Source organism: Xanthobacter albus (genome assembly GCF_043194895.2).
Lineage (GTDB): Bacteria > Pseudomonadota > Alphaproteobacteria > Rhizobiales > Xanthobacteraceae > Xanthobacter.
This window is the reverse complement of record NZ_CM195532.1, coordinates 886,519-907,958: the sequence shown is the minus strand read 5'-3', so window position 1 is coordinate 907,958 and position 21,440 is coordinate 886,519. Positions and strand designations below refer to the sequence as shown.

Genomic DNA, 21,440 nt, shown 5'->3' with positions numbered 1-21,440 from the left:
GCGAGCTTACCACGCCGCCGCACGCGCACCAGCGCCGGCCTTCACACGGCGGACACGCCATCTTCCGCCGGCGACGCGGCGTCCGCCAAGTCTGCGCCGGCCAGAGCATCCGCGGGGTTAACCGGGCACGCCGAGACCGCCGGATTCGCCTGGAACGCGGCATCCGCCTCACTTGAACTGAATGCGGCGTCCGCCGAATTTAATCGGAATGCGGCATCCGCCGCTTGGCCGATCTCCTCCGGAGAGAGGCCGAGGGCGCGCAGCGTCTCGCACATATGCGGCGGCAACGGGGCGCTCACGGCCACCGGCGGCCCCTTGCGCGCCAGCGGCACCACGATGCGGCGCGAATGCAGGTGCAGCCCCGGCCCGCCCGGCAGGCGCGAGGCGCCGCCATAGATGGCATCCCCCAGGATCGGCGCGCCGATATGCGCGAGGTGGGCGCGCAGCTGGTGGGTGCGCCCGGTCAGCGGCGAGAGCGCCACCACGGCGATTCCCTCCCCCCGGTGGAGCACCCGATAGTCGGTCACCGCCTCCTGGGCGCCGGCGGTTCCCTTGGGCACGGCCTGCATCCACCAGCCCCGGTGGGGCGAGCGCTTGGCGAGCGGCTGGTCGATGCGGCCGGCGTCGGCCGCCGGCGCGCCACGGGTCACGGCCACATAGGTCTTGTCCACCCGCCCCTCGGCGAACAGCTTGCCCAGCAGCGCCAGCGCCTTGGCGTGGCGCCCCAGCACCAGGCAGCCGGAGGTGTCCTTGTCCAGCCGGTGGGCCAGCTCCGGCCGCCGCGGCAGGCCGAAGCGCAGGGCCTCGAGGTGGTCGGAAAGGGTCTCGCCCCCCTTGGGGCCGGCATGCACCGGCAGGCCGAACGGCTTGTCGATGACGAGCATCATGGCGTCCCGGTGGAGAATGGGAAGCGCCGTCTCAGAGGGGTTCGGCGCGGCTTCGGGCGAGGGCGTCATGGTGCAGCTCGGCGGCGGAAGGGGAAAAACAGCAGAACACCACGCGGGCGACGCTGGTGGCGCCGGCCAGGTGGTCGAGCACCGCCGCCACCGCCAGCGGCGCCGCCCGCTCCGGCGGAAAGCCGTACACCCCCGTGGAGATGGCGGGAAAGGCGACCGAGGACAAGCCCTCCCCCGCCGCCAGGGCGAGGCTCTCGCGATAGCAGGCGGAAAGCAGCGCGTCTTCCCCCGCCCCGCCACCGCGCCAGACCGGGCCCACGGTGTGGATGACGCGCCGCGCCGGCAGGTCGAAGCCCGGGGTGATGCGCGCCTCTCCGGTGGGGCAGCCGCCGAGGGTACGGCAGAAGGCGAGGAGCCGCGGACCGGCCGCCCGGTGGATGGCGCCGTCCACGCCCCCGCCGCCGAGCAGCGAGGCATTGGCCGCGTTCACGATGGCGTCGAGATCGAGCCGCGTGATGTCGGCCACGCGCACTTCCAGGCGCGCGCCGCGCCAGCGGAAGGCGGAGGAGGCCGGCGGAACGCCGGGGGCGGATGCGGCGGACGGCATGGCGGGGAATGCTCGCGATAGGGCGCTGTGTCGTACTCTCTTCACATTCCTTGTAATAGCCATTCAGGCTGTTTTCAGACCTCAAGGCACCCAATCATGGCGCACACGCGGAAAAATGAACGGCGACTGCTCACCGATGCGGAGATGGAGTTCGTGGCGAAGGCCCGCCATCCCGAGCTCATGGCGCTGTCGGACGCCGACCTCCATGCGCTCATCGGCCATCTGCGGGAGCGGCGCGAGCGGGCGCTCACGATCGCCAACAACCAGCGCCGGTCGCTGCGTGGCAAGGGCGGCCGCGGCGAGGTGACCTTCGAGAAGGCTGATTCGGGCAACCGCCAGAAGGCGTCCGTGCTGACCGACGCGCTCACCCGCGCCCGCCGCGAGGCCACCCGCCGGCAGGCGGAAGCCGCCCGCGCCGTGCTGATGGAGAACGCCCATCGCGCCCTCGAGCTGAAGCGCGACGCCAAGCGCGCCACCCGCCCCGCCAGCCTGCCCCGCCCCCATGAGGACATGGCCAACAAGGCCAAGCGCCGCATCGACCGCTTCGGCTCGGCGGCGGGCGAAGCCGGCCGCGTCACCAAGTTCGTGGCCGTGGCCCAGGCCAAGAAGGATGCGCGCGGCGCCTGAGCCGCCGGCGGAGCGCAGGCGGCACCGCCTGCGCTCCGCGACCCTCAACCGTCCGGTATCCTCCGCCGCGATCGGCCCACGGGCGGGACGGCGGCGCGATTGTCCGCTTTCCTCAAACAGGCTTCGACGGGTTTCCCGCGCAACGCCTCATGCCGAGGGCCCGCGCTTGTCACGGCATGCTTTCCGATAAGCCTCCGGTCAAACTCGCGGAGCAGAGGCGCGAAGCCTGAGCCGGAAACCTGGACCGGCGGCCTCAGTCGTCCGCCAGCTCCAGCCGCAGGTCCAGGGTGGAGCGGCGGCCGAGGTCGTCGAAATGGGTGTCGAGGAACACCTCGGCGGCGGCCCGGCCGAGGTCCCGCAGGTGCTGCAGGAAATTCCATTCCGCATTGAGCTTGGAGGTGGCGTCGAGCGCCGCGAGCTGGTCCTCGCCGCCGATGCGGTGCAGCCGCACCCGCCGGAAGCTGGAGCCGCCCAGGGTCCAGCGGCTGATGAGACCCTGGTCGATCAGCTTGGAGGCGTGGTCGATGGCGCGCAGCTGCGCGAGAAGCGAGGCGTTGAAGGTGATCTCGTTGATGCGATTGTGGATCTCGCCGGCGGTGCGGGGCGTGGTCTTGCGCGCCACGGGATTGATCTGCACCAGCACGATGTCGTCCGCGTCCGCCTTCTCGTAAAGCGGAAAGAGGGGCGGATTGCCCATGTAGCCGCCGTCCCAATAGGGCACGCCCTCGATCTCCACCGCCTGGAACATGAAGGGCAGGCAGGCCGAGGCCATCACCGCGTCGGCGGTCATCTCCTCATGGCCGAAGATGCGGGCGCGGCCGGTGTGGACGTTGGTGGCGGAGATGAACACCTTCACCTGCGAGCACCGGAGCGCCTCGAAGTCCACGTGCGCCTCGATGATCTCGCGCAGGGGATTGATGTTCAGCGGGTTGAAATCATAGGGCGAGAAGAAGCGCGAGGCCACCTCCAGCGCCAGGTAGGTGGGGTTGTGCGCCAGCGACCAGTTGCCCATGAGCCGGTCGAATGCCGTGCGCTGCAGCGGCGACATGCGCCCGTCGCGGGAGACATCGCGCCAGAACTGGGTGAGGCCGTGCCGCGCCTCCTCCGGGTCGCCCTTGGCGAGGCCGTTGGCGAGCACCACCGCATTCATGGCGCCGGCCGAGGTGCCGGAGATGCCGGCAATGGCAAGGCGCTCGTCCTGCAAGAGCCGGTCGAGCACGCCCCAGGTGAAGGCGCCGTGGGCGCCTCCCCCCTGGAGCGCGAGCGATATGGTCTTTCTTTCGCCGTCGCGACGGGTCATCCGTGACCGCCTCCTCAGCATGAAGCCCCCGAAGGCCCGTGCGAGACCCGCCGCGCCGGGCTCACTCCGCGACCCAGCCGCCGTCGATCTGCTGCATGGAGCCGGTGATGGAGCGGGCGTCGTCGGACGCGAGGAACACCGCCAGGGCGGCCACTTCCTCGACCGTGACGAACTCCTTGGTGGGCTGGGCGGCGAGCAGCACGTCCTTCTTCACCTGCTCCTCGGTCATGCCGCGGGCCTTGGCGGTGTCCGGAATCTGCTTCTCCACCAGGGGGGTCCACACGTAGCCGGGGCAGATGGCGTTCACGGTGATGCCGAACTGCGCCGTTTCCAGGGCGGCGGTCTTGGTCAGGCCGGCGATGCCGTGCTTGGCCGAGACGTAGGCCGACTTGAAGGGCGAGGCCACCAGGGCATGGGCCGAGGCGGTGTTGATGATGCGGCCCCACTTGCGCGCCTTCATGCCGGGAATGGCCGCGCGCATGGCGAAGAAGGCCGCCGACAGGTTGATGGCGATGATCATGTTCCACTTGTCGACCGGGAACTCCTCGATCGGCGCCACGTGCTGGATGCCGGCGTTGTTCACGAGGATGTCGCAGGAGCCGAGCTCGGTCTCCGCGAGCTTGATCATGCCCTCGATTTCCTCATGCTTCAGCATGTTGGCCGGCGAATAGAGGCACTTCACGCCGAATTCGCTCTCGATCTTCGCGCGCTCGGTCTCGATGGCGGCCGCGTCGCCGAGGCCGTTGATCACGACGTTGGCGCCTTCCTTGGCGAAGGCGCGCGCATAAGCGAGCCCGATGCCGCTGGTGGAACCGGTAACGACGGCGACCTTCCCTTTGATCATGGCTATTCCCCAATCAGGCGCGGATGATCCGACGCTTCGCGCGATGCACCCTGTAGCGAGGCGCTGTGACGCTGTTGTCACGGCGGCGGCCCGGCGCGGAGCCGACGCGCGGCGCAGATTGCCCCGCCCGCTCCGGCAGCGCAATGCGCACGGCGGCCCTCCAGCTCCCGGCGGCGTGCGCCATGGTTAAGGGGCGGGCGATGGCGAAACGCCTCCCGATGCACTAGATTTCTCCCGTGACCACAGAACACGCCCATGGCCCCGCCGCCGACCCCGCCACCGAGCACGACCATGCCCTCTGCATCTCGGGCGCGGTGGCGCGGATGGAGGCCTGCTGCGCCAGCCGCGGCCTGCGGCTCACGGCGCTGCGCCGCAACGTGATGCGCGCCCTCGCCTCCAGCCACACCCCGCTCGGCGCCTACGACATCGTGGAGCGGCTGGCGGCGGAGGGGGAGGGCGCCCCGCCCATGTCGGTCTACCGCGCGCTCGACTTCCTGGTGGCGGAAGGCCTCGCCCACCGCATCGAGAGCCGCAACGCCTACCTCGCCTGCGCCCACCCCCACGAGGCGGACGAGGTGGTGGTGTTCCTCATCTGCGAGCGCTGCGGGCTGACGCGGGAGGTGGCCTCCCATGCCGTGGGGCGCGACCTCGCCTGGGCCGCCCGCGCCGCCGGCTTCACCCCCCGCCAGCGGGTGCTGGAGGTGGCCGGCCTGTGCGCGCGCTGCCGCGAGGGGGAGGAAAGTCATTTGCCCTGATATCGTGAGATGCTAGGAGAGCGTGCGTGCGCTGTGCCAGCTGTATCCAGGCATACTGCCTGGATCTCATTCCACCGTTGAGAATGGCAATGCTTCGCTGCTCGATCTGTGGCGCCTCCGAATTCACCTCGCAAGCTGTGCTTTGGCCGGAGCTGGCCTCCGCCTGGGGCCTGTCGGCGGAGGAGGTGTCTTACGTCAATCAGCAGCAGGGGTGTGCATGCACCGGTTGCGGCGCGAGCTTGAGGGTCGTGGCACTGGGCGATGCCATTCGTGACGCCTTGACCACCACGGCCCATGTGCAGGATTTTGTGCGGGATTCCCGCCTTCAGCAGCTGCGCATTCTGGACCTGAACGGCGCCGCGGCGATCTCCGGGGCGCTTGCCCGATTGAGCGGCTATGTTCTGGGTAATTTTCCCGAAGTGGACATGGAAGCGCTGCCTTATCCATCGCACAGCTTCGACTTGGTCGTTCACTCGGATACCCTTGAGCATGTCCCTCACCCCATCCGCGGGCTGGAGGAATGTCGTCGCGTCCTCAAGCCGGGTGGTCGGTTGTGCTTTACCATTCCCGTGATCGTGGGCCGCCTCACGCGCGGTCGCGAGGGACTGCCGAAAAGCTGGCATGGCGATCCCTCCGTCACGGCGGACGATTTCCTGGTCCATACCGAGTTCGGCGCCGACATGTGGACATTCGCCATGCGCGCGGGCTTCGACCGTGTGACCATCCACCAGGTGGCCTACCCCGCCGCTACGGCGATCACGGCCTGGAACGGAAGCACCGACGTGTGATGGCGCCATCCGAGCCGGCGCAGGGTGCAGACCGAGTGAACTCCGTCGCCCCTGTGACGGACAGGCTGATCCACTTCGCGAATTTCTGAGGTTGCATGATGTCTCTCACCCCTGTCGTCCCCGAAGAGCTGCTGGAGGCCGGGCCCGCGCCGCGCCGGGCCACGGTGGGCGTGCCGGTGGGCAAGGTGATGGTGGGCAAGGTGATGGTGGGCGGCGGGGCGCCGGTGGTCGTGCAGTCCATGACCAACACCGACACCGCCGACATCGAGGCCACGGTCGCCCAGGTGGCGGCGCTGGCCCGCGCCGGCTCGGAGCTGGTGCGCATCACCGTGGACCGCGACGAGGCGGCCGCCGCCGTGCCCCACATCAGGGAGAAGCTGCTGGCGCGCGGCATCGACGTGCCGCTGGTGGGCGACTTCCATTATATCGGCCACAAGCTCCTGGCCGACCATCCGGCGTGCGCCGAGGCCCTCGACAAATACCGCATCAATCCCGGCAACGTGGGCTTCGGCGACAAGAAGGACCGGCAGTTCGCCGCCATCGTCGAAACCGCCATCCGCCACGACAAGCCGGTGCGCATCGGCGCCAACTGGGGCTCGCTCGACCAGGAGCTGCTCACCCGCCTGATGGACGAGAACTCCCGCCTGCCCCGCCCGGCGGAGGCCCGCGCCGTGACACGCGAGGCGCTGGTGCGCTCGGCCCTGCTCTCGGCGGCGCTGGCGGAGGAGATCGGCCTGCCCCGCGCCCGCATCATCCTCTCGGCCAAGGTCTCGGCGGTGCAGGACCTCATCACCGTCTATTCCGAGCTGTCCCGCCGCGCGGACTATGCCCTGCATCTCGGCCTCACCGAGGCGGGCATGGGCTCCAAGGGCATCGTCGCCTCCACGGCGGCCATGGGGGTGGTGCTGCAGCAGGGCATCGGCGACACCATCCGCGTCTCGCTCACGCCCGAGCCCAACGGCGACCGCACCCGCGAGGTGCAGGTGGCGCAGGAGATCCTGCAGACCATGGGCCTGCGCACCTTCGTGCCGCTGGTGGCCGCCTGCCCCGGCTGCGGGCGCACCACCTCCACCGTGTTCCAGGAGCTGGCGCAGGGCGTTCAGGAGATGATCCGCGAGGCGATGCCCGTGTGGAAGGCGCGCTATCCCGGCGTCGAGACGCTCAATGTCGCGGTCATGGGCTGCATCGTGAACGGGCCGGGCGAATCGAAGCATGCCGACATCGGCATCTCCCTGCCCGGCACCGGGGAAACCCCCTCCGCCCCCGTCTTCATCGACGGCCGGAAGGTGGCGACCCTGCGCGGCGCCAACATCCAGGCCGAGTTCCGCCAGATGGTGGAGGCCTATGTGGAGCAGCGCTTCGGCCTCGGCGGGGCGAAGAACCCGGCGGACGCCGCGGAGTAGGCGCCCTCACCTTACGTTAGGTTACCAAAATTTCATGCGCGGCCGCCCTACCCGCGCCGCCGTCGGCTGCTCATATCCCCAACGGTCCAACCACCGGAGGCGGAGATGACCCCCGAGGAACGTGCCCTGATCGACGGCCTTTTCGACCGCATGCGGGAATTCGAGAACGCGCCGCGCGATGCGGAGGCGGAAGCGCTTATCGCGCGACGCGTCGCCCAGGCACCCCACGCGCCCTACGCGCTCGCCCAGAGCGTGCTGGTGCAGGAACACGCCCTGCAGCAGGCCTATGCCCGCGTGCAGGAGCTGGAAGCCCAGTTGCGCGACGCCGAGGCGCGCGCGCAGGCGGCAAGCCAGCCGGCGGCCCAGCCCGCTTCCGGCGGCTTCCTGGGCGGCCTTTTCGGCGGCGGCCGCTCCTCCGTGCCCACGGCGGGCTCCCGCATGCCGGGTGACGCCGCGCCCGCGGGCTATGCCCAGCAGGGCTACGGCCAGAACCCCGGATATCCCCAGCAGGGCGGCTACGGCCAGCAGGGCTATGCCCAGCCCGGCTATCCCGCGGGCCAGCAGCCCGGCGGCCAGCCCGCCGGCCAGCTCGGCGGCCCTTGGGGCCAGCAGCCGGCGATGCAGCAGCGCGGCGGCTTCGGCGGCGGCGGCTTCCTGCAGAGCGCGCTGGCGACCGCGGCCGGCGTGGCCGGCGGCGCCCTGCTGTTCGACGGCATCAAGGGCATGATGTCCGGCGGCGAGGGCGCCATCGCCCAGTCGGCGGCCGAAGCCATCAAGCCGGCGGCCGACGCTGCGGCCGGCGGCTTCGGCGACCTCGGCAACGCCGCCCAGCAGGCGCTGGGCGGCCAGTCGCCCGAGGACATCTGGAACGCCGACCAGCAGCTCGCCAGCAATGACGACGGCGGCTGGGACGCCGGCGGCGGCGACGACAGCGACTGGAGCTGACACGGCGGGCCGGGCACACCCGGCCCTCCCCCTCCCCGGCCGGCGCGGGCGCTTCCCGACGCCGGCACCTCCCCTTCCTTCCATAGGCGGCCGCGCCCCACGCGGATGTGCCGGATGCGTCGGCGGTGGCCATCCGGGCGCTGCGGCAGCATGCCGGCCTCTCGCGGCTGGCGAACGCGGCCGTATCGCCTTAATCATACCGCGAAGGAACCATCGCCCGCCGTTGCCATGACCGGCCCGGCCCCCTACCAGTCATGGGCCGGTCATATCCGCCGTCGGCTATCCTCGCAGGTCACGCCATGTGGAGATCAGGTCGCCTCGCCGCAGCTTTTGCCGCCCTTCTCGCGGCATCGGTCCTCGGCGGCGCTCAAGGGCAGTCCCAGGAGCTCACCCGGCTCTATGCGCCGAAGCCCCCGGCGGGCTCGGCCTATGTGCGGGTGGTGGATCTCTCCCGCTCCGGCGCGCTCATCGGCTTCGATGCCGGTTCCGGCGTCGCCGCGGCGCAGGGCGAGCCGGCCACCATCTACCGCATCGTGAAGGGCGACACGCCGCTCCACCTCACCCTCGGCGGCAAGCCGGTGAAGGGCCCGGTGACCCCGCCGGCGGATGCCTTCTCCACCATCGTCATCGGCACCGGCGGCAGCGTGGTGCTCATCCCCGATTCCACCGAGGGGCGGAACGACCTGAAGGCGCAGCTGCGCTTCTACAATCTCGTGCCCGGCTGCGCCGGCGCGGTGGCGGTGGTGGACGGGCCGACCGTGTTCGACGCGGTGCCCACGCTGGAAACCCGCCAGCGGGCCATCAACCCCATCGAGGCGACGCTCGCCGCCCGCTGCGGCGACGCCGCGAGCGACAGCCTGAAGCTGCCGCCGCTGAAGGCGGGCGATCATTTCAGCCTGTTCCTGGTGCCCGGCCCCGGCGGCGTGACGCTGACGGGCCAACGCGACGAGACCGAACCCTATCGCGGCCCGAACTGACCCCGCGCCATGGTCTTCGCCTCCGACAGCTTCCTGTTCCTGTTCCTGCCGGTCTTCCTCATCGTCTATGCCCTGACGCCGGGAGCCGCGCGCAATCTGGCCGTCCTCGCCTTCTCCTGGCTGTTCTATGCTTGGTGGCGGGCGGACTTCCTGCCGCTCATCGTCTCCATCGCGGTGTGGTCCTGGGCGACCGGCCTGTGGATCGCGCGGGCCGACGGGCCGGCGCGGCGCCGGGCGCTGCTCGCGGGCATCGCCTGGCCTCTCATCTCCCTCGTCTGGTTCAAGTACGCCAACATGCTGGTGGCGACCGGGCAGGCGGTGACGGCCTCGGTGTGGGGCTGGGAAGACGTGCTGCTGCCCATCGGCCTCAGCTTCTTCGTGTTCGGCGCCATCTCCTATTCCATGGACGTCTACCGCCGGACGGTGCCGGCCGAGCCCTCGTTCGTGAACTACGCCACCTACCAGTCCATGTTCGGCCACCTCGTGGCGGGCCCGGTGGTGCGCTACAAATGGGTGGCGGAGCGGCTGAAGGCGCGCACCTTCCAGCGTGAGGAATTCATGTTCGGCGTCGAGCGCTTCATGCTCGGCTTCGCGCAGAAGGTGCTCATCGCCGACACCCTCGCCCCCATGGTGGACGCCGGCTACGCCCTCACCCACCCCACCACCGCGGATGCGGCCCTGGCGGTGGCGGGCTACACGCTCCAGCTCTATTTCGACTTCTGCGGCTACAGCGCCATGGCCATCGGCCTCGGCCTCATGGTGGGGCTGAAGTTCCCCGAGAACTTCGACAATCCTTACCTTTCCACCTCGCTGGCCGAATTCTGGCGGCGCTGGCACATCTCCCTGTCGAGCTGGCTGCGGGACTATCTCTACATCCCGCTCGGCGGCAACCGGGGCTCCACCTCCCGCACCTCCGCCAACCTGGTCATCACCATGGGCCTCGGCGGCCTGTGGCACGGGGCGAGCTGGACCTTCCTCGCCTGGGGCCTGTGGCACGGCCTCGGGCTGATGGCCGGGCGGGTGTGGAAGGCCCGCGCCCTGCCCTGCCCCGGCCCGGTGCTCGGCCACGTGCTGACCCTCCTGTTCGTGATGGCGGGCTGGACCCTGTTCCGCGCCCAGAGCTGGAGCGAGGCGGCCACCATCTTCGGCGGGCTCCTCGGCGCCAATGGGGCCGCGCTCTCCCCCGCCATGGGGGCGGCGGTGCGGCCGGTGGAGATCCTGGCGCTCCTGGTGGGCATCGGCTTCGTCTACCTGCCGAAGGTGCTGCGCATCGACCCCGCCGCGCCCGAGCCGGGCCACGCCCTGCGCGCCTGGACAGCGCTGCCGCTGTTCCTGTTCGCCGTCCTGGTGCTGCAGGGGCGGACGGTGGTGCCCTTCCTCTATTTCCAGTTCTGACGGGGGACGGATAACATGGCTCGCCTCGCCCGCGTCGTCGCCACCCTGGCCTTCCTCGCCCTCATGCTGGCCGGGCTGGGCTTCGTCGCCGTCCATCTCGCGGGGCCGGCGGGCCAGCGGATCGCCGCGCAGGCCAGCCTCAAGGGCGTGCTGGACGGCTCCCTCGCCGGCGCCGTCGACAAGGCGGTGACGGAGGCGCTTCCCAGCACCCAGGACCTGGAGGATGTCGTCGCCGGCCTCTCCTACCGCATGCTCGGCGATGCCGGCCCGCAGGTGCGCGCCGGCTGCCCCGGCTGGCTGTTCCTGGCCGAGGAGCTGATCTCCCTGCGCGAGGCCCCCAAGCTGCTCGACGCGCGCGCCAGGCTCGCCGCGAAAATCAAGGCGGCGGTGGAGGCGAAGGGCGTGACGCTGGTGGTGCTGCCCATTCCGGACAAGGCGGACCTCGCCCGCGCGGGCCTGTGCCGCCTTTCCGTCGCCGCCCAGGCGCGCGCGCGTCCCGAGGCCTGGCGGCGCGCGACCGCGGACATCGGCCTGGAGCAGGTGGACATCGCCACCAACTGGCCCGAGGGCGGCTTCCTGCGCACCGATACCCACTGGAGCGACGACGGCGCCGCCTTCGCCGCGCACCGCGTGGCCGAGCACGTCACCGCCCATCTCGGCCCCGGCACGCAGCCGGCGCGGGTGGTGGTGGGCGAGCCGAAGGACCATATCGGCGACCTGATGCGCATCGCCGGCCTCTCGCGCACCTGGCCCTGGTCCGGCCCGCAGCCCGACCGGCAGGCGGAGGTCTCCACCGAATTCACCCGCTCCGGCGGGCTCCTCGACGACGTGCCGGCGCCCACCGTGCTGCTCGCCGGCTCCTCCTTCTCCAACAATTCCGGCTTCCTCGACTACCTGCAGGACACGCTGGACCGCGAGGTGGCGCAGAAGAGCCAGAGCGGCGGCGGCTTCGCCGGTGCCCTCCTCGACATCCTCACCAAGGAGCCCCAGTTGCTGGACCAGACCCGGCTCGTGGTGTGGGAATTCCCCCTGCGCGCCCTGGCCCACCCGCTGACGCCCGCCGAACGCAAATTCCTGGGAGACGACCGATGACGCACCTTTCCCCGCGACCTCTCGGCACCGCCATGAAGCTGCTGCGCAGCGCCGCCCTCGCTTTCGGCCTCGCCACGGCGGGGCTCGCGGCCGCCACCCTGCCGGCCGCGGCCCAGAGCGGCGTCATCCAGGGCCAGGGCGGCTGGCTGTTCCCCGGCTGGGAGAGCCTTGCCGTGCTCGACAAGGCCGGCATCGCCCGCACCATCGCCCTGCTGAAGGACACCCAGGCCGCGCTCGCCGCCAAGAACATCAGGCTGATGCCCATCGTGGTGCCCCTGAAGGCGAGCTTCTACGCCGACAAGCTGCCGGACAGCACCAGGATCTCGGCCGAGGTTTCCGGCCAGTACGACTACATCCTCGGCGAGCTGAAGAAGGCGGGGCTGGACACCGTGGACCTGCGGCCGGCGCTGAAATCGGTCCAGACCGGCAAGCAGGTCATCTTCTACCGCGCCGACTACCACTGGAGCGCGTGGTCCGCCGAGGCGGCGGCCGACACGGTCGCCCAGGCCATCAAGGCGAGCGGCGTCAAGCTGGCCGGAGCGGCGGGCGGCGGCGACAAGCTCGGCCAGTGGGTTACCCAGCGCCACCTGGGCGACCTCGCCGAGCGCTTCCTCACCCCGGACCAGCAGAAGCAGGTGGGCCCCGATCTCTACACCGTGCGCATGCAGGCCGAGGCCAAGGGCGGCCTGGTGGACGGCGGCCCCGCGCCGGTGCACGTGGTGGGCAACAGCTTCGTGCAGCCCTACCTCGGCTTTCCGCAGAAGCTCTCGAGCGCCCTCGACCGCCCGGTGGCCCTCACCTGGAATCCCGGCAACGTGGGCCCCTGGGTCACCTTCCTCCAGTTCGTGAGCGCGCCGGACTTCGCCCGCAACCCGCCCCAGGTGGTGGTGTGGCAGTTCAACGAGGGCCCCTTCCACTCCTCGCCCGAGGCGACCGACCAGTGGGACGCCTCGTCCATCATGACCGCGCAGCAATTCCGCGACCGGATGCAGGCGGCGATCCGCAAGTGAGCTGATATGCGGGTGAGCTGATCCGCAGACGACTGCCGGGGCCCGAGGCGGCCCACGTGAGAGAGGCCGGGCCCGCGGCGTGACGCGGCCCGGCCTTCATTCTTTTTAAACCTTCCCGGCACTGGCATGACCGGGCGCCGAGGACCTTCACCCCTCGGCCGCTGCCGCGCGCCGGGGGGCAATGCCTTGTCCCTCAAGGAAAAGAGCGGCGCCTGGGGACCGCCGCGTCATCACCGGGACGGCCTTAATGGAACGTAAAGCCGCAAAGGCGATTTTTACTTCATCTTAACTTTGCAATACTTGTTAAGCTTAACCGCACTTTAAGTAGTATCGGCGATGGTGGTGCCATGATGACCGCCATCCAGTCTCCCCTCGTCCATCTTCCCGCCCTGCGCCGGGAAGGCACGCCGCTTCCGCACCGGCTCGCACGGGGGCTGATGCTGGCCGCATCGGTCAGCGCGCTCGCCCTGGGCGCGGTGGGCGCGGCACAGGCCCAGCCCGGCGGCCAGCCGGTCGTGGGGGCGCCCACCCCCGCCGCTCCCACCCCGGCCCCCGCCACCGCGGCGCCGGGTGCGGTGAACCCCGTTCCGGCCCCGCAGGCGCAGGCGCCCGCTGCCGTGCCCCCCGCGGCGGATGGCATGGAGCCGGTGGCTCCCGCCCTCACGGGCGCGGCCTGGAACACCGCGAACCAGGCCTACCAGGCCTTCCAGCAGAAGAATTTCGCCCGCGCCGCCTACCTCGCGCGCGAAGTGCTGCGGCTGCGGCCGGACGCGCCGCAGATGTGGGTGCTGCTGATGGATTCCCTCGACGCCGAGGGCAAGCTGGCCGAATCGGTGGCGGCCGGCAACGAGGCGATCGCGGCCGGCGTGAAGGACCAGGCGCTGAGAGCCCGTCTGATCGCGCAGAGCAAGATGCTGGCGCAGGCGCCCTCCCTCGCCGCCAACAAGGCGCTGGAGGCCAACGACCCGGCCAAGGCGGTCGACGAGGCCCGCAAGGCCATCATGCTGGTGCCGGACGACCTCAGCTACCGCATGCTGCTGGTCTATGCCCTGATCGCCCAGAAGAATTACGAGGCGGCCGAGAAGGCCGCCAGCGACGCGGTGGAGGTGGACCCCCGCTCGTTCCTGCCGCGCACCCTGCGGGGCTTCCTGCGCGTGCGCCTCGGCCATGTGGCGGAGGCCGAGCGCGACTTCGACGAGGCGCTCAAGGACGAGGTCCTCACCGGCGACACCGAGCGTGACGTCCGCGTCATCATGGCGGACGCCGCCCTTTCCGTCGGCCATGTGGACCGCGCGCTGAAGCTGCTGGAGCCCCTGGCCGACAGCGGCGACAAGGCCGTGCTCTCGCGCCTCTCGGTGGCGCGGGCGGCGCAGAAGAACCCGCGCATCATCCCCGACAAGGCCAACCAGACCCTGCCGGTGCCCTACCAGAAGTGCATGGACACACCCTACGGGCCGGCCTGCGCCCTGGTGCCCGCCGACGCGCCGCCCGGCAGCGGCGTCACCGACACCCCCGGCTTCTACGCCGCCCAGGACGCGTTCGAGGCCTATCGCAACGGCGACGACGCCACCGCCGAGAAGCGCATCCGCGAGGCGCTGCAGCTCAACCCGAAGAACGCCGCCTGGCACCGCCTGCTCATCGACACCCTGGAGCGCGCCGGCAAGCTGAAGGAGCTGGAGGCGGCCATCAACGACGCCGTCGCCAAGGCCGGCGAGGACCCCTCGCTCCAGGCCCTGCGCGCCGTCACCGACAAGCGCATCGCCGAGCCCGACGCCACCCAGGCCATCAAGGAGCTGACCGCCGGCCGGCCGAAGAACGCCGCCGCCCTCGCCCGCAAGGCGGTGGAGCGCGCGCCCAACGTGATGCCCTTCCGCCTCATCCTCATCAACGCCCTGATGGCCTCCGGCCAGACCCAGGACGCGCAGATCGAGGCCGCCGCCGCGGTAGCGGAGGACGAGAACGACCCCCTGCCGCGCCTGCTGAACGCGTGGCTGCTGGACAAGCTCGACCGGCGCCCGGAAGCGGTCTCGGAGTTCGACAAGGTCCTCGCCTCCAACATCCTGACCGACGTGGAGGAGGCGAACTTCCGCCTCATCGCCGCCAATGCCGCGCTGGCGGCGGGCCAGGGCGAGGAGGCTCTGAAGATCCTCCAGCCCCTCGACGACGCCAAGAACAAGGACGTCACCGCCTACCGCCGCACCGCCGAGGCGCTGGCGAAGACCCCGAACATGAAGCGCCCGGCGCTGGTGGCGCCCACCGTGCTGTGCCAGCCCACCAAGTACGGGGTGATCTGCTCGGTGTTCTTCGGCGCCCCCGGCGGGCCGGGCGGTGCCGGCCTCAACCCGGCGAGCCCCGGCTACGCCGCTGCCAGCGCGGCCTACACCGCGTTCGGTCGCCGCGACTATGCCACCGCCGTCCGCGAGATCCGCAAGGCCATCGATGCCGAGCCGGGCAACAACAGCTATCGCATGCTGCTCATGAACGCGCTGATGGCGTCCGGCCGCTACGCGGAGGCGGAGCGCATCCTGGACCAGCTCCTGGCGGCGAGCCCGCGCGACGCGGCGCTGCTGGTGCAGCGCGGCAACCTGCGCATGCAGGCGCGCCAATACGCCGCCGCCATCCGCGACTTCCGCGCCGCCCTGGCCTCGGGCCAGCTGCCGGCGGCGCAGGCGCGCACGGTGCGCCTCGCCCTGGTGGACGCGGCGCTCCAGGCCAAGGACCCTGAGCTCGCCCTCTCCATGCTGCAGTCCATGGCGGGCGACCAGAGCTACGACGTGCAGGCGCGCCTCGGCTACACCTATCTCGCGCTCGGCGAGAAGGAGGCCGCGCTTTCGGCCTTCGAGGCGGCCGCGCGCCGGGCCCAGGGCCTGGAGCAGCGCAACGCCATGCTCACCGCCCGCGTCAACCTGCTGGTGCAGCTCGGCCGCAAGGAGGAGGCGCAGGCGCTGTTCGCCGCCGCCTACGAGCGCGGCGACCTGAAGAACATGCGCACGGTGGACCTCGCGGTGCTGGCGAGCCAGGCGGGCGAGGACGAGCTGGCCTTCCAATACTTCAAGCAGGCCAACGACAAGTGGCAGCTTCGGGGCACCAACCTCATCAATGCCGCCTACAACGCCCGGCGCACCTACAACAACACGGTGGCGGTGGACTATTTCAAGCGCGCCATCGACGAGAACCGCAAGGGCGACCTGCCCCTCGACCCGCAGTATCTCTTCGGCCTCAGGCGCGAGGTGGCGGAGTTGAGCCGCACCTGGGGCGCCTATGCGTCCATCAGCTACGGCGCGGTGGGCATCGCGCCGGGCTCCTACCTCGCCTCGCCGTCCCAGGGCGCCTCTCACACCCTGGGTGGCGGCGGCGAGATCTATTGGCGTCCGCCGGGCATCGGCTACCGCGACGGCGCCCTGTTCGAGCTGTTCGTGCGCGGCTTCACCACGCTCTATGACGAGAATGGCGGCCCCACCGGCTTCGACACCTTCCAGGGCAGCGTGGGCGCGCGCTGGAAGCCGTTCAAGACCGAGAACCTGGTGCTGGAGGTGTCCTACCTATTCCCCACCGGCGGCACCTCGCGGCAGGACGTGCTGCTGCGCGCCGCCTACTCCAAGGGCGAGGGCACGGACCTGAGGGTGGACGAGCCCAACTGGCGGGCGTGGCAGATCTATGCCGACGTCAACTATTACACCATGCTGCCGGAGACGATCGCGAGCTTCGAGGCACGCTACGGCCACGCCTTCCGCCTCGACTCCATCAACGACCACATGGTGCTGTGGCCGTTCCTCGCCATCGGCGGCGCCTATGACAACGGCTACGCCACGCCCTTCGCCCTCGGTGTCGGCCCCGGCGTCAGCCTGCGCTACTGGTTCAACGAGGATGAGTACCAGGCGCCGCACTCCTATGTGGACCTGGTGGCCCAGTATCGCTTCAAGCTGGCCGGAGACGACCGCGCCGAGGGCCTGTTCGCCGGCGCCTTCCTCTCCTATTGAGGCCGGCGGCGGCACCGTCCGGCGGAGACACGGCGGGGGCCCTTGCGGCCCCCGCTTCATTTTCGCGGGTCCCGCGCTACCGGGGTGGCGACTTCTTGCGGCAGGTCAAAGCGGTTGCGCGGCGCGGGGCACATGGATGACATGACACAGCCCCGTCAGCCCCGAGACGATGCCATGACCGCTTCCGCAACGGCGCACGCGCCCCTCGACACGGCACAGCTGCTCGCCCGCTACGGGCGGCCGGTGCCGCGCTACACCTCCTACCCCACCGCGCCCCACTTCTCCGCCGCGGTGACGGGCGAGACCTATGCCGCCTGGCTCGCCGCCGTTCCGGCCGGAAGCGAGGTCTCGGTCTACGTCCACGTGCCGTTCTGCGCCGAGCTGTGCCTCTATTGCGGCTGCCAGACCGCGGTGGTGCACAATGCCCGACCGGTTTCCGCCTACGCCGAGCGCCTGGAGGAGGAGATCGCCCGCGCGCGCGCGCACCTGCCGGGGCGGCTGAAGCTGAAGCACCTCCATTTCGGCGGCGGCACCCCCACCATGCTCGCCGACGCCGATTTCGCCCGCGTGATGGGCGCCCTGCGCCGCGCCTTCGACTTCGCGCCCGACGCCGAGATCGCCATCGAGATCGACCCGCGCACCATGGATGCCGGGAAGGTCGCGGTGCTGGCGCGCGAGGGCTTCAACCGCGCCAGCCTGGGCGTGCAGGATTTCGAGGAGAAGGTGCAGGCCGCCATCGGCCGGCGCCAGTCCTATGCCGAGACGAAGGCCGTGGCCGACGCCTTGCGCGCCGCCGGCATCACCGCCATCAACCTCGACCTCATGTACGGCCTGCCGCACCAGACCGCGCAATCCGTGCAGCGGACGGTGGAGGCGGCGCTCGGCCTCGACCCGGACCGCATCGCCGTGTTCGGCTATGCCCACGTGCCGTGGATGAAGAAGCACCAGACACTCATCCCCGAAGCCGACCTGCCCGGCCCGCACGAACGCCTCGCCCAGGCGGAGCTGGTCTCGGCCCTGCTGGCGGCGCGCGGCTACCGCATGGTGGGGCTCGACCATTTCGCCCGCGCCTCCGACCCCATGGCGCAGCGGGCGGAGGCGGGCACGCTGAAGCGCAACTTCCAGGGCTACACCACCGACGACGCGCCGGTGCTGCTGGGCTTCGGCGCCTCCTCCATCGGCGCGCTGCCGCAGGGCTACGTGCAGAACGTGCCCGGCACCGCGCAATGGCACCAAGCCGTGGAAGCGGGCGGCCTGCCCATCGCCCGCGGCATCGCCCTCACGGACGAGGACCGGCTGCGCCGCGCGGTGATCGAGCGGCTGATGTGTGACCTGAAGGTGGACCTCGGCGCCCTCGCCGCCGCCCACGGCATGGCGCCCGAGATGTTCGACGCGGAGCTCGACGCCCTCGCCCCCCTGGTGGCGGACGGGCTCGCCCTGCGTCACGGCCGGGTGGTGGAGGTGCCGGAAGCGGCGCGCGCCTTCACCCGCGTGGTGTGCGCGGCATTCGACCCGCGCCTCAGGGCCGCGCAGGCGCAGGAGCCGGAAAAGAAAAGGCACGCCGCTGCGGTGTGATGCAGGAGCGTGCCGAGGAAAGGGCATGGCGGCCGAGATGACGGTGCCGCCGCGCCGCCCGGGGCGGGGACCCCGGAAGAGAGCGCCCGGCCGGGCCGGGCGTAAGCGGAAGTCTCAGGCGTTCAGGCCGCGCAGCGCGCCGCTGTCCTTCAGCAGCACCCGCCGCGAGGACGGCAGCGCAATGGCCGCGGTTTCCTCCAGGTGGGTGAGGGTGCGCGAGACGGTCTCGATGGTGAGGCCGAGATAGTCCGCGATGTCCTGGCGGGACATGGGCAGGGTCACCTCGCTGCCGCCCACGGCCGAGCGCTCGGCCATGTCCAGCAGGAAGGTCGCGACCCGCTCCTGGGCGGTCTTGCGGCCGAGCACCAGGAGGTGGTTCTGCGCGCGGGTCAGCTCGGCGGCGGTCAGCGCCCACAGGGCGTGGGCGAGATCGGGATCGTCGCTGGCGCGGGCGAACAGGATGGAGCGCTTCACCCGCACCACCTTGCACTCGCTCACCGCCTCGGCGGAGAAGCGGTGGCGGGCGGCGGTCTCCCAGCCGAACACGTCGCCGGCGAGACAGAAGGTCTCGATCTGGCGGCGGCCGTCGCCGAGCAGCTTGCAGATGCGCACCGTGCCCGAGAACACGATGAAGATGTGCTCCGCCGGGGCGTCCTCGGCGAAGATCTCGGAATTGCGGTCGAAGGAGGTCACCACGCCGAGGGCGGCGAGGATGTCGCGCGGGGCGCGCGGGGCCAGATCGTCGCTCCACTGGGCGGGCGGCAACGACGGGACATATCCCTTTTGGGTCATTGCGGCAGCGGGGCTCGGCATCGGAAAAACCCTCCTGAAGTCGATACCAGGGATACGCGCCGGCCGCCTTGCGGGATATTCGGACAGAACACTTAAGTCGTGCCCCTTAGGTAGGTTTACGGAGGCACGACGATTGCGTAACAAGGTATGAACGCGTGGCGCGCGAGGCTGCCGCGACCCTGCCGGACGACCGGCGGGGCGCGTGACCACGCAAGGGATGGGGCATGGCGCGCCCCGGCACGGACACGGGTGAGGTCGCGGCGTTGACGGAAGGGAACACGGCGGTTCCGGAGGCGGCACGCGCCCCGGGCCTGCCACAGGGCCTGGCGCTGAATCTGGGACGGGGCCTCGGCACCGCCGCGGTAACGCTCGCCCTGTGCCACCTGCTGCACCTGCCCCCGTTCGAGGCGCCGGGCCTGCTGGTGCTGCTGGCCGGCGTTCTCCTCGTGAGCGGGTTCGGGCTCGCCACCGCGCTGGCGGCGCTCGCCGGCGCCTGGGGCGGCGGCCTGCTGCTGGCGCTGCTGGCGCCCGGCTTCGGCCCGCCCGGCTGGCCCTCAGTGCTGCTGGGCGCGGCGGTCGGCGCCGGCATCGCGGTGAGCGGCGAGCGCCTGCGCCGCACCCGGCTCGACGCCGCCGCGCGCAACCGCGACCTGCTGGCGCGGGAGGCCCACCTCTCCTCCATTCTCAGCACCGTGCCCGACGCCATGGTGGTGATCGACGAGCGGGGCGTCATGCAGTCCTTCTCGGCCACCGCCGAGCGCCTGTTCGGCTACGCCGCCGAGGAGGCGGTGGGGCAGAACGTCTCCATCCTCATGCCCTCCCCCCACCGGGAAGGGCACGACGGCTACATCACCCGCTACCTCCGCACCGGCGAGCAGCGCATCATCGGCATCGGCCGCGTGGTGGTGGGCGAGCGCAAGGACGGCTCCACCTTCCCCATGGAGCTTTCAGTGGGCGAGATGCGCTCCGCCTCCCAGCGCTTCTTCACCGGCTTCATCCGCGACCTGACCGAACGGCAGGAGACCGAGGCCCGCCTGCAGGAGCTGCAGGCCGAGCTGGTGCACATCTCCCGCCTCACCGCCATGGGCGAGATGGCCTCCACCCTCGCCCACGAGCTGAACCAGCCGCTCTCGGCCATCGCCAACTACATCAAGGGCTCGCGCCGGCTGCTGGACGGCGGCGCGGTGCGCACCGAGATGCTCCAGGGCGCCCTGGAGAAGGCCGGCGAGCAGGCCCTGCGCGCCGGGCAGATCATCCGCCGCCTGCGCGACTTCGTTTCCCGCGGGGAGAGCGAGCGCCGGCTGGAGAGCCTCTCCAAGATGGTGGAGGAGGCGAGCGCCCTCGCTTTGGTGGGGGCCAAGGAACATGGTATCCAGGTCCGGTTCCATTTCGACCCGAAATGCGATGTGGTCCTGGCCGACAAGGTGCAGGTGCAGCAGGTGCTGCTGAACTTGATGCGCAACGCCCTGGAAGCAATGATGGGAGCGCCCCGGCGGCAGCTTCTGGTGCAGTCCGAGCCGGCGGAGGACGACATGGTGATGGTGAGCGTCATGGACACCGGCTCCGGCATCTCCCCCGAGATCAGCCACCAGCTTTTCACGCCCTTCATCACCACCAAGCGCCACGGCATGGGGGTGGGGCTCTCCATCTCCCGCACCATCATCGAGGCCCATGGCGGGCGCATCTGGGCCGAGCCCAACCCCGAGGGCGGCTCGGTCTTCCGCTTCACCCTGCGCGCGGTCGGCGAGGAGGGGCAGAGCGATGCCTGAGAGCGCGGTGATCCACGTCATCGACGACGACGAGGCGGTGCGTCAGTCGCTCGCCTTCCTGCTCGCCACCGCCGGCCATCTGGTGCACGAGCACGCCTCCGCCCGCGCCTTCGTGGAAGCGGGCCTGCCGGCGGCCGATCCCACCGCCTCCTGCATCATCACCGATGTGCGGATGCCTGACATGACCGGCATCGAGCTGCTCCAGCACCTGAAGGAGAAGGGCTCGGCGGTGCCGGTGATCGTGGTGACGGGCCACGGCGACGTGCCGCTGGCGGTGGAGGCCATGAAGCTCGGCGCCGCCGACTTCCTGGAAAAGCCGTTCGACGACGTCGCCATCCTCGACACGGTGAAGGCCGCTCTCGCGCGCATGCTCAAGGTGCATCAGCACGACGCCATGCGCGAGGAGGTGAACGAGCGCATCGCCGCCCTCTCCCAGCGCGAGCGGCAGGTGCTGGAATGCCTGGTGGCCGGGCAGGCCAACAAGATGATCGCCTACGACCTCGGCATCAGCCCGCGCACGGTGGAGGTCTACCGTGCCAACGTGATGACCAAGATGAAGGCCCAGAGCCTCTCGGAGCTGGTGCGCATGGCGCTGCTCGCGGGCATCGCCCCCGGTGCCGCCTGAGGCTTGATCTAACTCAAGGCCACGCCGGCGGCGGATCGGCTAGCTTGATCGCACCGACCA

17 protein-coding genes and 1 pseudogene are annotated in these 21,440 nt (G+C 70.8%); 13 read left to right on the top strand and 5 right to left on the bottom strand.

All coding sequences use genetic code 11. From position 1 onward, the window contains the following. Window positions 1-242: 242 nt before the first annotated feature. Together V5F75_RS04025 and V5F75_RS04020 are read right to left on the bottom strand one after the other, a co-directional pair. Window positions 243-956: pseudogene (locus V5F75_RS04025) on the bottom strand (RluA family pseudouridine synthase); the annotation flags it as partial. Further along, the gene (locus tag V5F75_RS04020; protein ID WP_394033205.1) at window positions 919-1,503 is read right to left on the bottom strand and encodes an O-acetyl-ADP-ribose deacetylase; all 585 of its coding nucleotides are present in this window, start codon (window positions 1,501-1,503) and stop codon (window positions 919-921) included. The gene V5F75_RS04020 and the pseudogene V5F75_RS04025, both read right to left, overlap by 38 nt. 96 nt (window positions 1,504-1,599) lie before the next feature. Between V5F75_RS04020 and V5F75_RS04015 the strand changes: the two genes are divergently transcribed. Further along, window positions 1,600-2,130: a hypothetical protein gene (locus V5F75_RS04015; RefSeq protein WP_394033204.1), complete on the top strand. Its 531-nt coding sequence runs from the start codon at window positions 1,600-1,602 to the stop codon at window positions 2,128-2,130. A 253-nt stretch (window positions 2,131-2,383) separates the two neighbouring features. On the opposite strand, the gene V5F75_RS04010 is transcribed toward V5F75_RS04015, so the two are convergent. Next, a complete protein-coding gene (locus V5F75_RS04010) occupies window positions 2,384-3,430 on the bottom strand; it encodes a patatin-like phospholipase family protein (RefSeq protein ID WP_394033203.1) in 1,047 nt (348 codons plus the stop codon). A 61-nt stretch (window positions 3,431-3,491) separates the two neighbouring features. Further along, on the bottom strand, window positions 3,492-4,274 hold the full coding sequence (locus V5F75_RS04005) for a 3-hydroxybutyrate dehydrogenase (RefSeq protein WP_394033202.1): 783 nt from the start codon (window positions 4,272-4,274) through the stop codon (window positions 3,492-3,494). 236 nt (window positions 4,275-4,510) lie between these two features. Here V5F75_RS04005 and V5F75_RS04000 point away from each other — a divergent pair, with 236 nt between their 5' ends. The 10 genes from V5F75_RS04000 (at window position 4,511) to hemN (ending at window position 18,194) form a co-directional block, all read left to right on the top strand. Continuing rightward, on the top strand, window positions 4,511-5,029 hold the full coding sequence (locus tag V5F75_RS04000; RefSeq protein WP_394033201.1) for a Fur family transcriptional regulator: 519 nt from the start codon (window positions 4,511-4,513) through the stop codon (window positions 5,027-5,029). An 89-nt stretch (window positions 5,030-5,118) separates the two neighbouring features. After that, window positions 5,119-5,817 (top strand): class I SAM-dependent methyltransferase, encoded by a 699-nt coding sequence (locus tag V5F75_RS03995; protein WP_394033200.1) that lies wholly within the window; start codon window positions 5,119-5,121, stop codon window positions 5,815-5,817. A gap of 95 nt (window positions 5,818-5,912) precedes the next feature. After that, entirely contained in the window at window positions 5,913-7,220 is a 1,308-nt protein-coding gene (ispG, locus tag V5F75_RS03990; protein ID WP_394033199.1) for a flavodoxin-dependent (E)-4-hydroxy-3-methylbut-2-enyl-diphosphate synthase, read from the top strand. Between the two features lie 105 nt (window positions 7,221-7,325). After that, on the top strand, window positions 7,326-8,165 hold the full coding sequence (locus V5F75_RS03985) for a DUF2076 domain-containing protein (RefSeq protein ID WP_394033198.1): 840 nt from the start codon (window positions 7,326-7,328) through the stop codon (window positions 8,163-8,165). A gap of 299 nt (window positions 8,166-8,464) precedes the next feature. Beyond that, window positions 8,465-9,142 carry a hypothetical protein gene (locus V5F75_RS03980; RefSeq protein WP_394033197.1) on the top strand — a complete coding sequence of 226 codons (678 nt, stop codon included), beginning with the start codon at window positions 8,465-8,467 and terminating at the stop codon, window positions 9,140-9,142. A 9-nt stretch (window positions 9,143-9,151) separates the two neighbouring features. Continuing rightward, complete coding sequence (locus V5F75_RS03975) at window positions 9,152-10,537, top strand: MBOAT family O-acyltransferase (protein ID WP_394033196.1); 1,386 nt, start codon at window positions 9,152-9,154, stop codon at window positions 10,535-10,537. Window positions 10,538-10,552: 15 nt separating this feature from the next. Then, complete coding sequence (locus V5F75_RS03970) at window positions 10,553-11,629, top strand: alginate O-acetyltransferase AlgX-related protein (protein ID WP_394033195.1); 1,077 nt, start codon at window positions 10,553-10,555, stop codon at window positions 11,627-11,629. Then, window positions 11,626-12,639: an alginate O-acetyltransferase AlgX-related protein gene (locus V5F75_RS03965; protein WP_394033194.1), complete on the top strand. Its 1,014-nt coding sequence runs from the start codon at window positions 11,626-11,628 to the stop codon at window positions 12,637-12,639. Before V5F75_RS03970 ends, V5F75_RS03965 begins: the two co-directional genes overlap by 4 nt. Window positions 12,640-12,986: 347 nt before the next feature. Further along, a complete protein-coding gene (locus V5F75_RS03960; RefSeq protein ID WP_394033193.1) occupies window positions 12,987-16,619 on the top strand; it encodes a bacteriophage N4 adsorption protein A in 3,633 nt (1,210 codons plus the stop codon). Window positions 16,620-16,793: 174 nt separating this feature from the next. Beyond that, a complete protein-coding gene (gene hemN, locus V5F75_RS03955; RefSeq protein WP_394033192.1) occupies window positions 16,794-18,194 on the top strand; it encodes an oxygen-independent coproporphyrinogen III oxidase in 1,401 nt (466 codons plus the stop codon). A 114-nt stretch (window positions 18,195-18,308) separates the two neighbouring features. Here the strand turns inward: hemN and V5F75_RS03950 are convergent, their stop codons facing one another. After that, on the bottom strand, window positions 18,309-18,986 hold the full coding sequence (locus tag V5F75_RS03950) for a helix-turn-helix domain-containing protein (RefSeq protein WP_394040906.1): 678 nt from the start codon (window positions 18,984-18,986) through the stop codon (window positions 18,309-18,311). A 224-nt stretch (window positions 18,987-19,210) separates the two neighbouring features. Between V5F75_RS03950 and V5F75_RS03945 the strand changes: the two genes are divergently transcribed. Together V5F75_RS03945 and fixJ are read left to right on the top strand one after the other, a co-directional pair. Further along, the gene (locus V5F75_RS03945; RefSeq protein ID WP_394033190.1) at window positions 19,211-20,755 is read left to right on the top strand and encodes a PAS domain S-box protein; all 1,545 of its coding nucleotides are present in this window, start codon (window positions 19,211-19,213) and stop codon (window positions 20,753-20,755) included. After that, complete coding sequence (fixJ, locus tag V5F75_RS03940; RefSeq protein WP_394033189.1) at window positions 20,748-21,380, top strand: response regulator FixJ; 633 nt, start codon at window positions 20,748-20,750, stop codon at window positions 21,378-21,380. Before V5F75_RS03945 ends, fixJ begins: the two co-directional genes overlap by 8 nt. Window positions 21,381-21,440 lie beyond the last annotated feature (60 nt).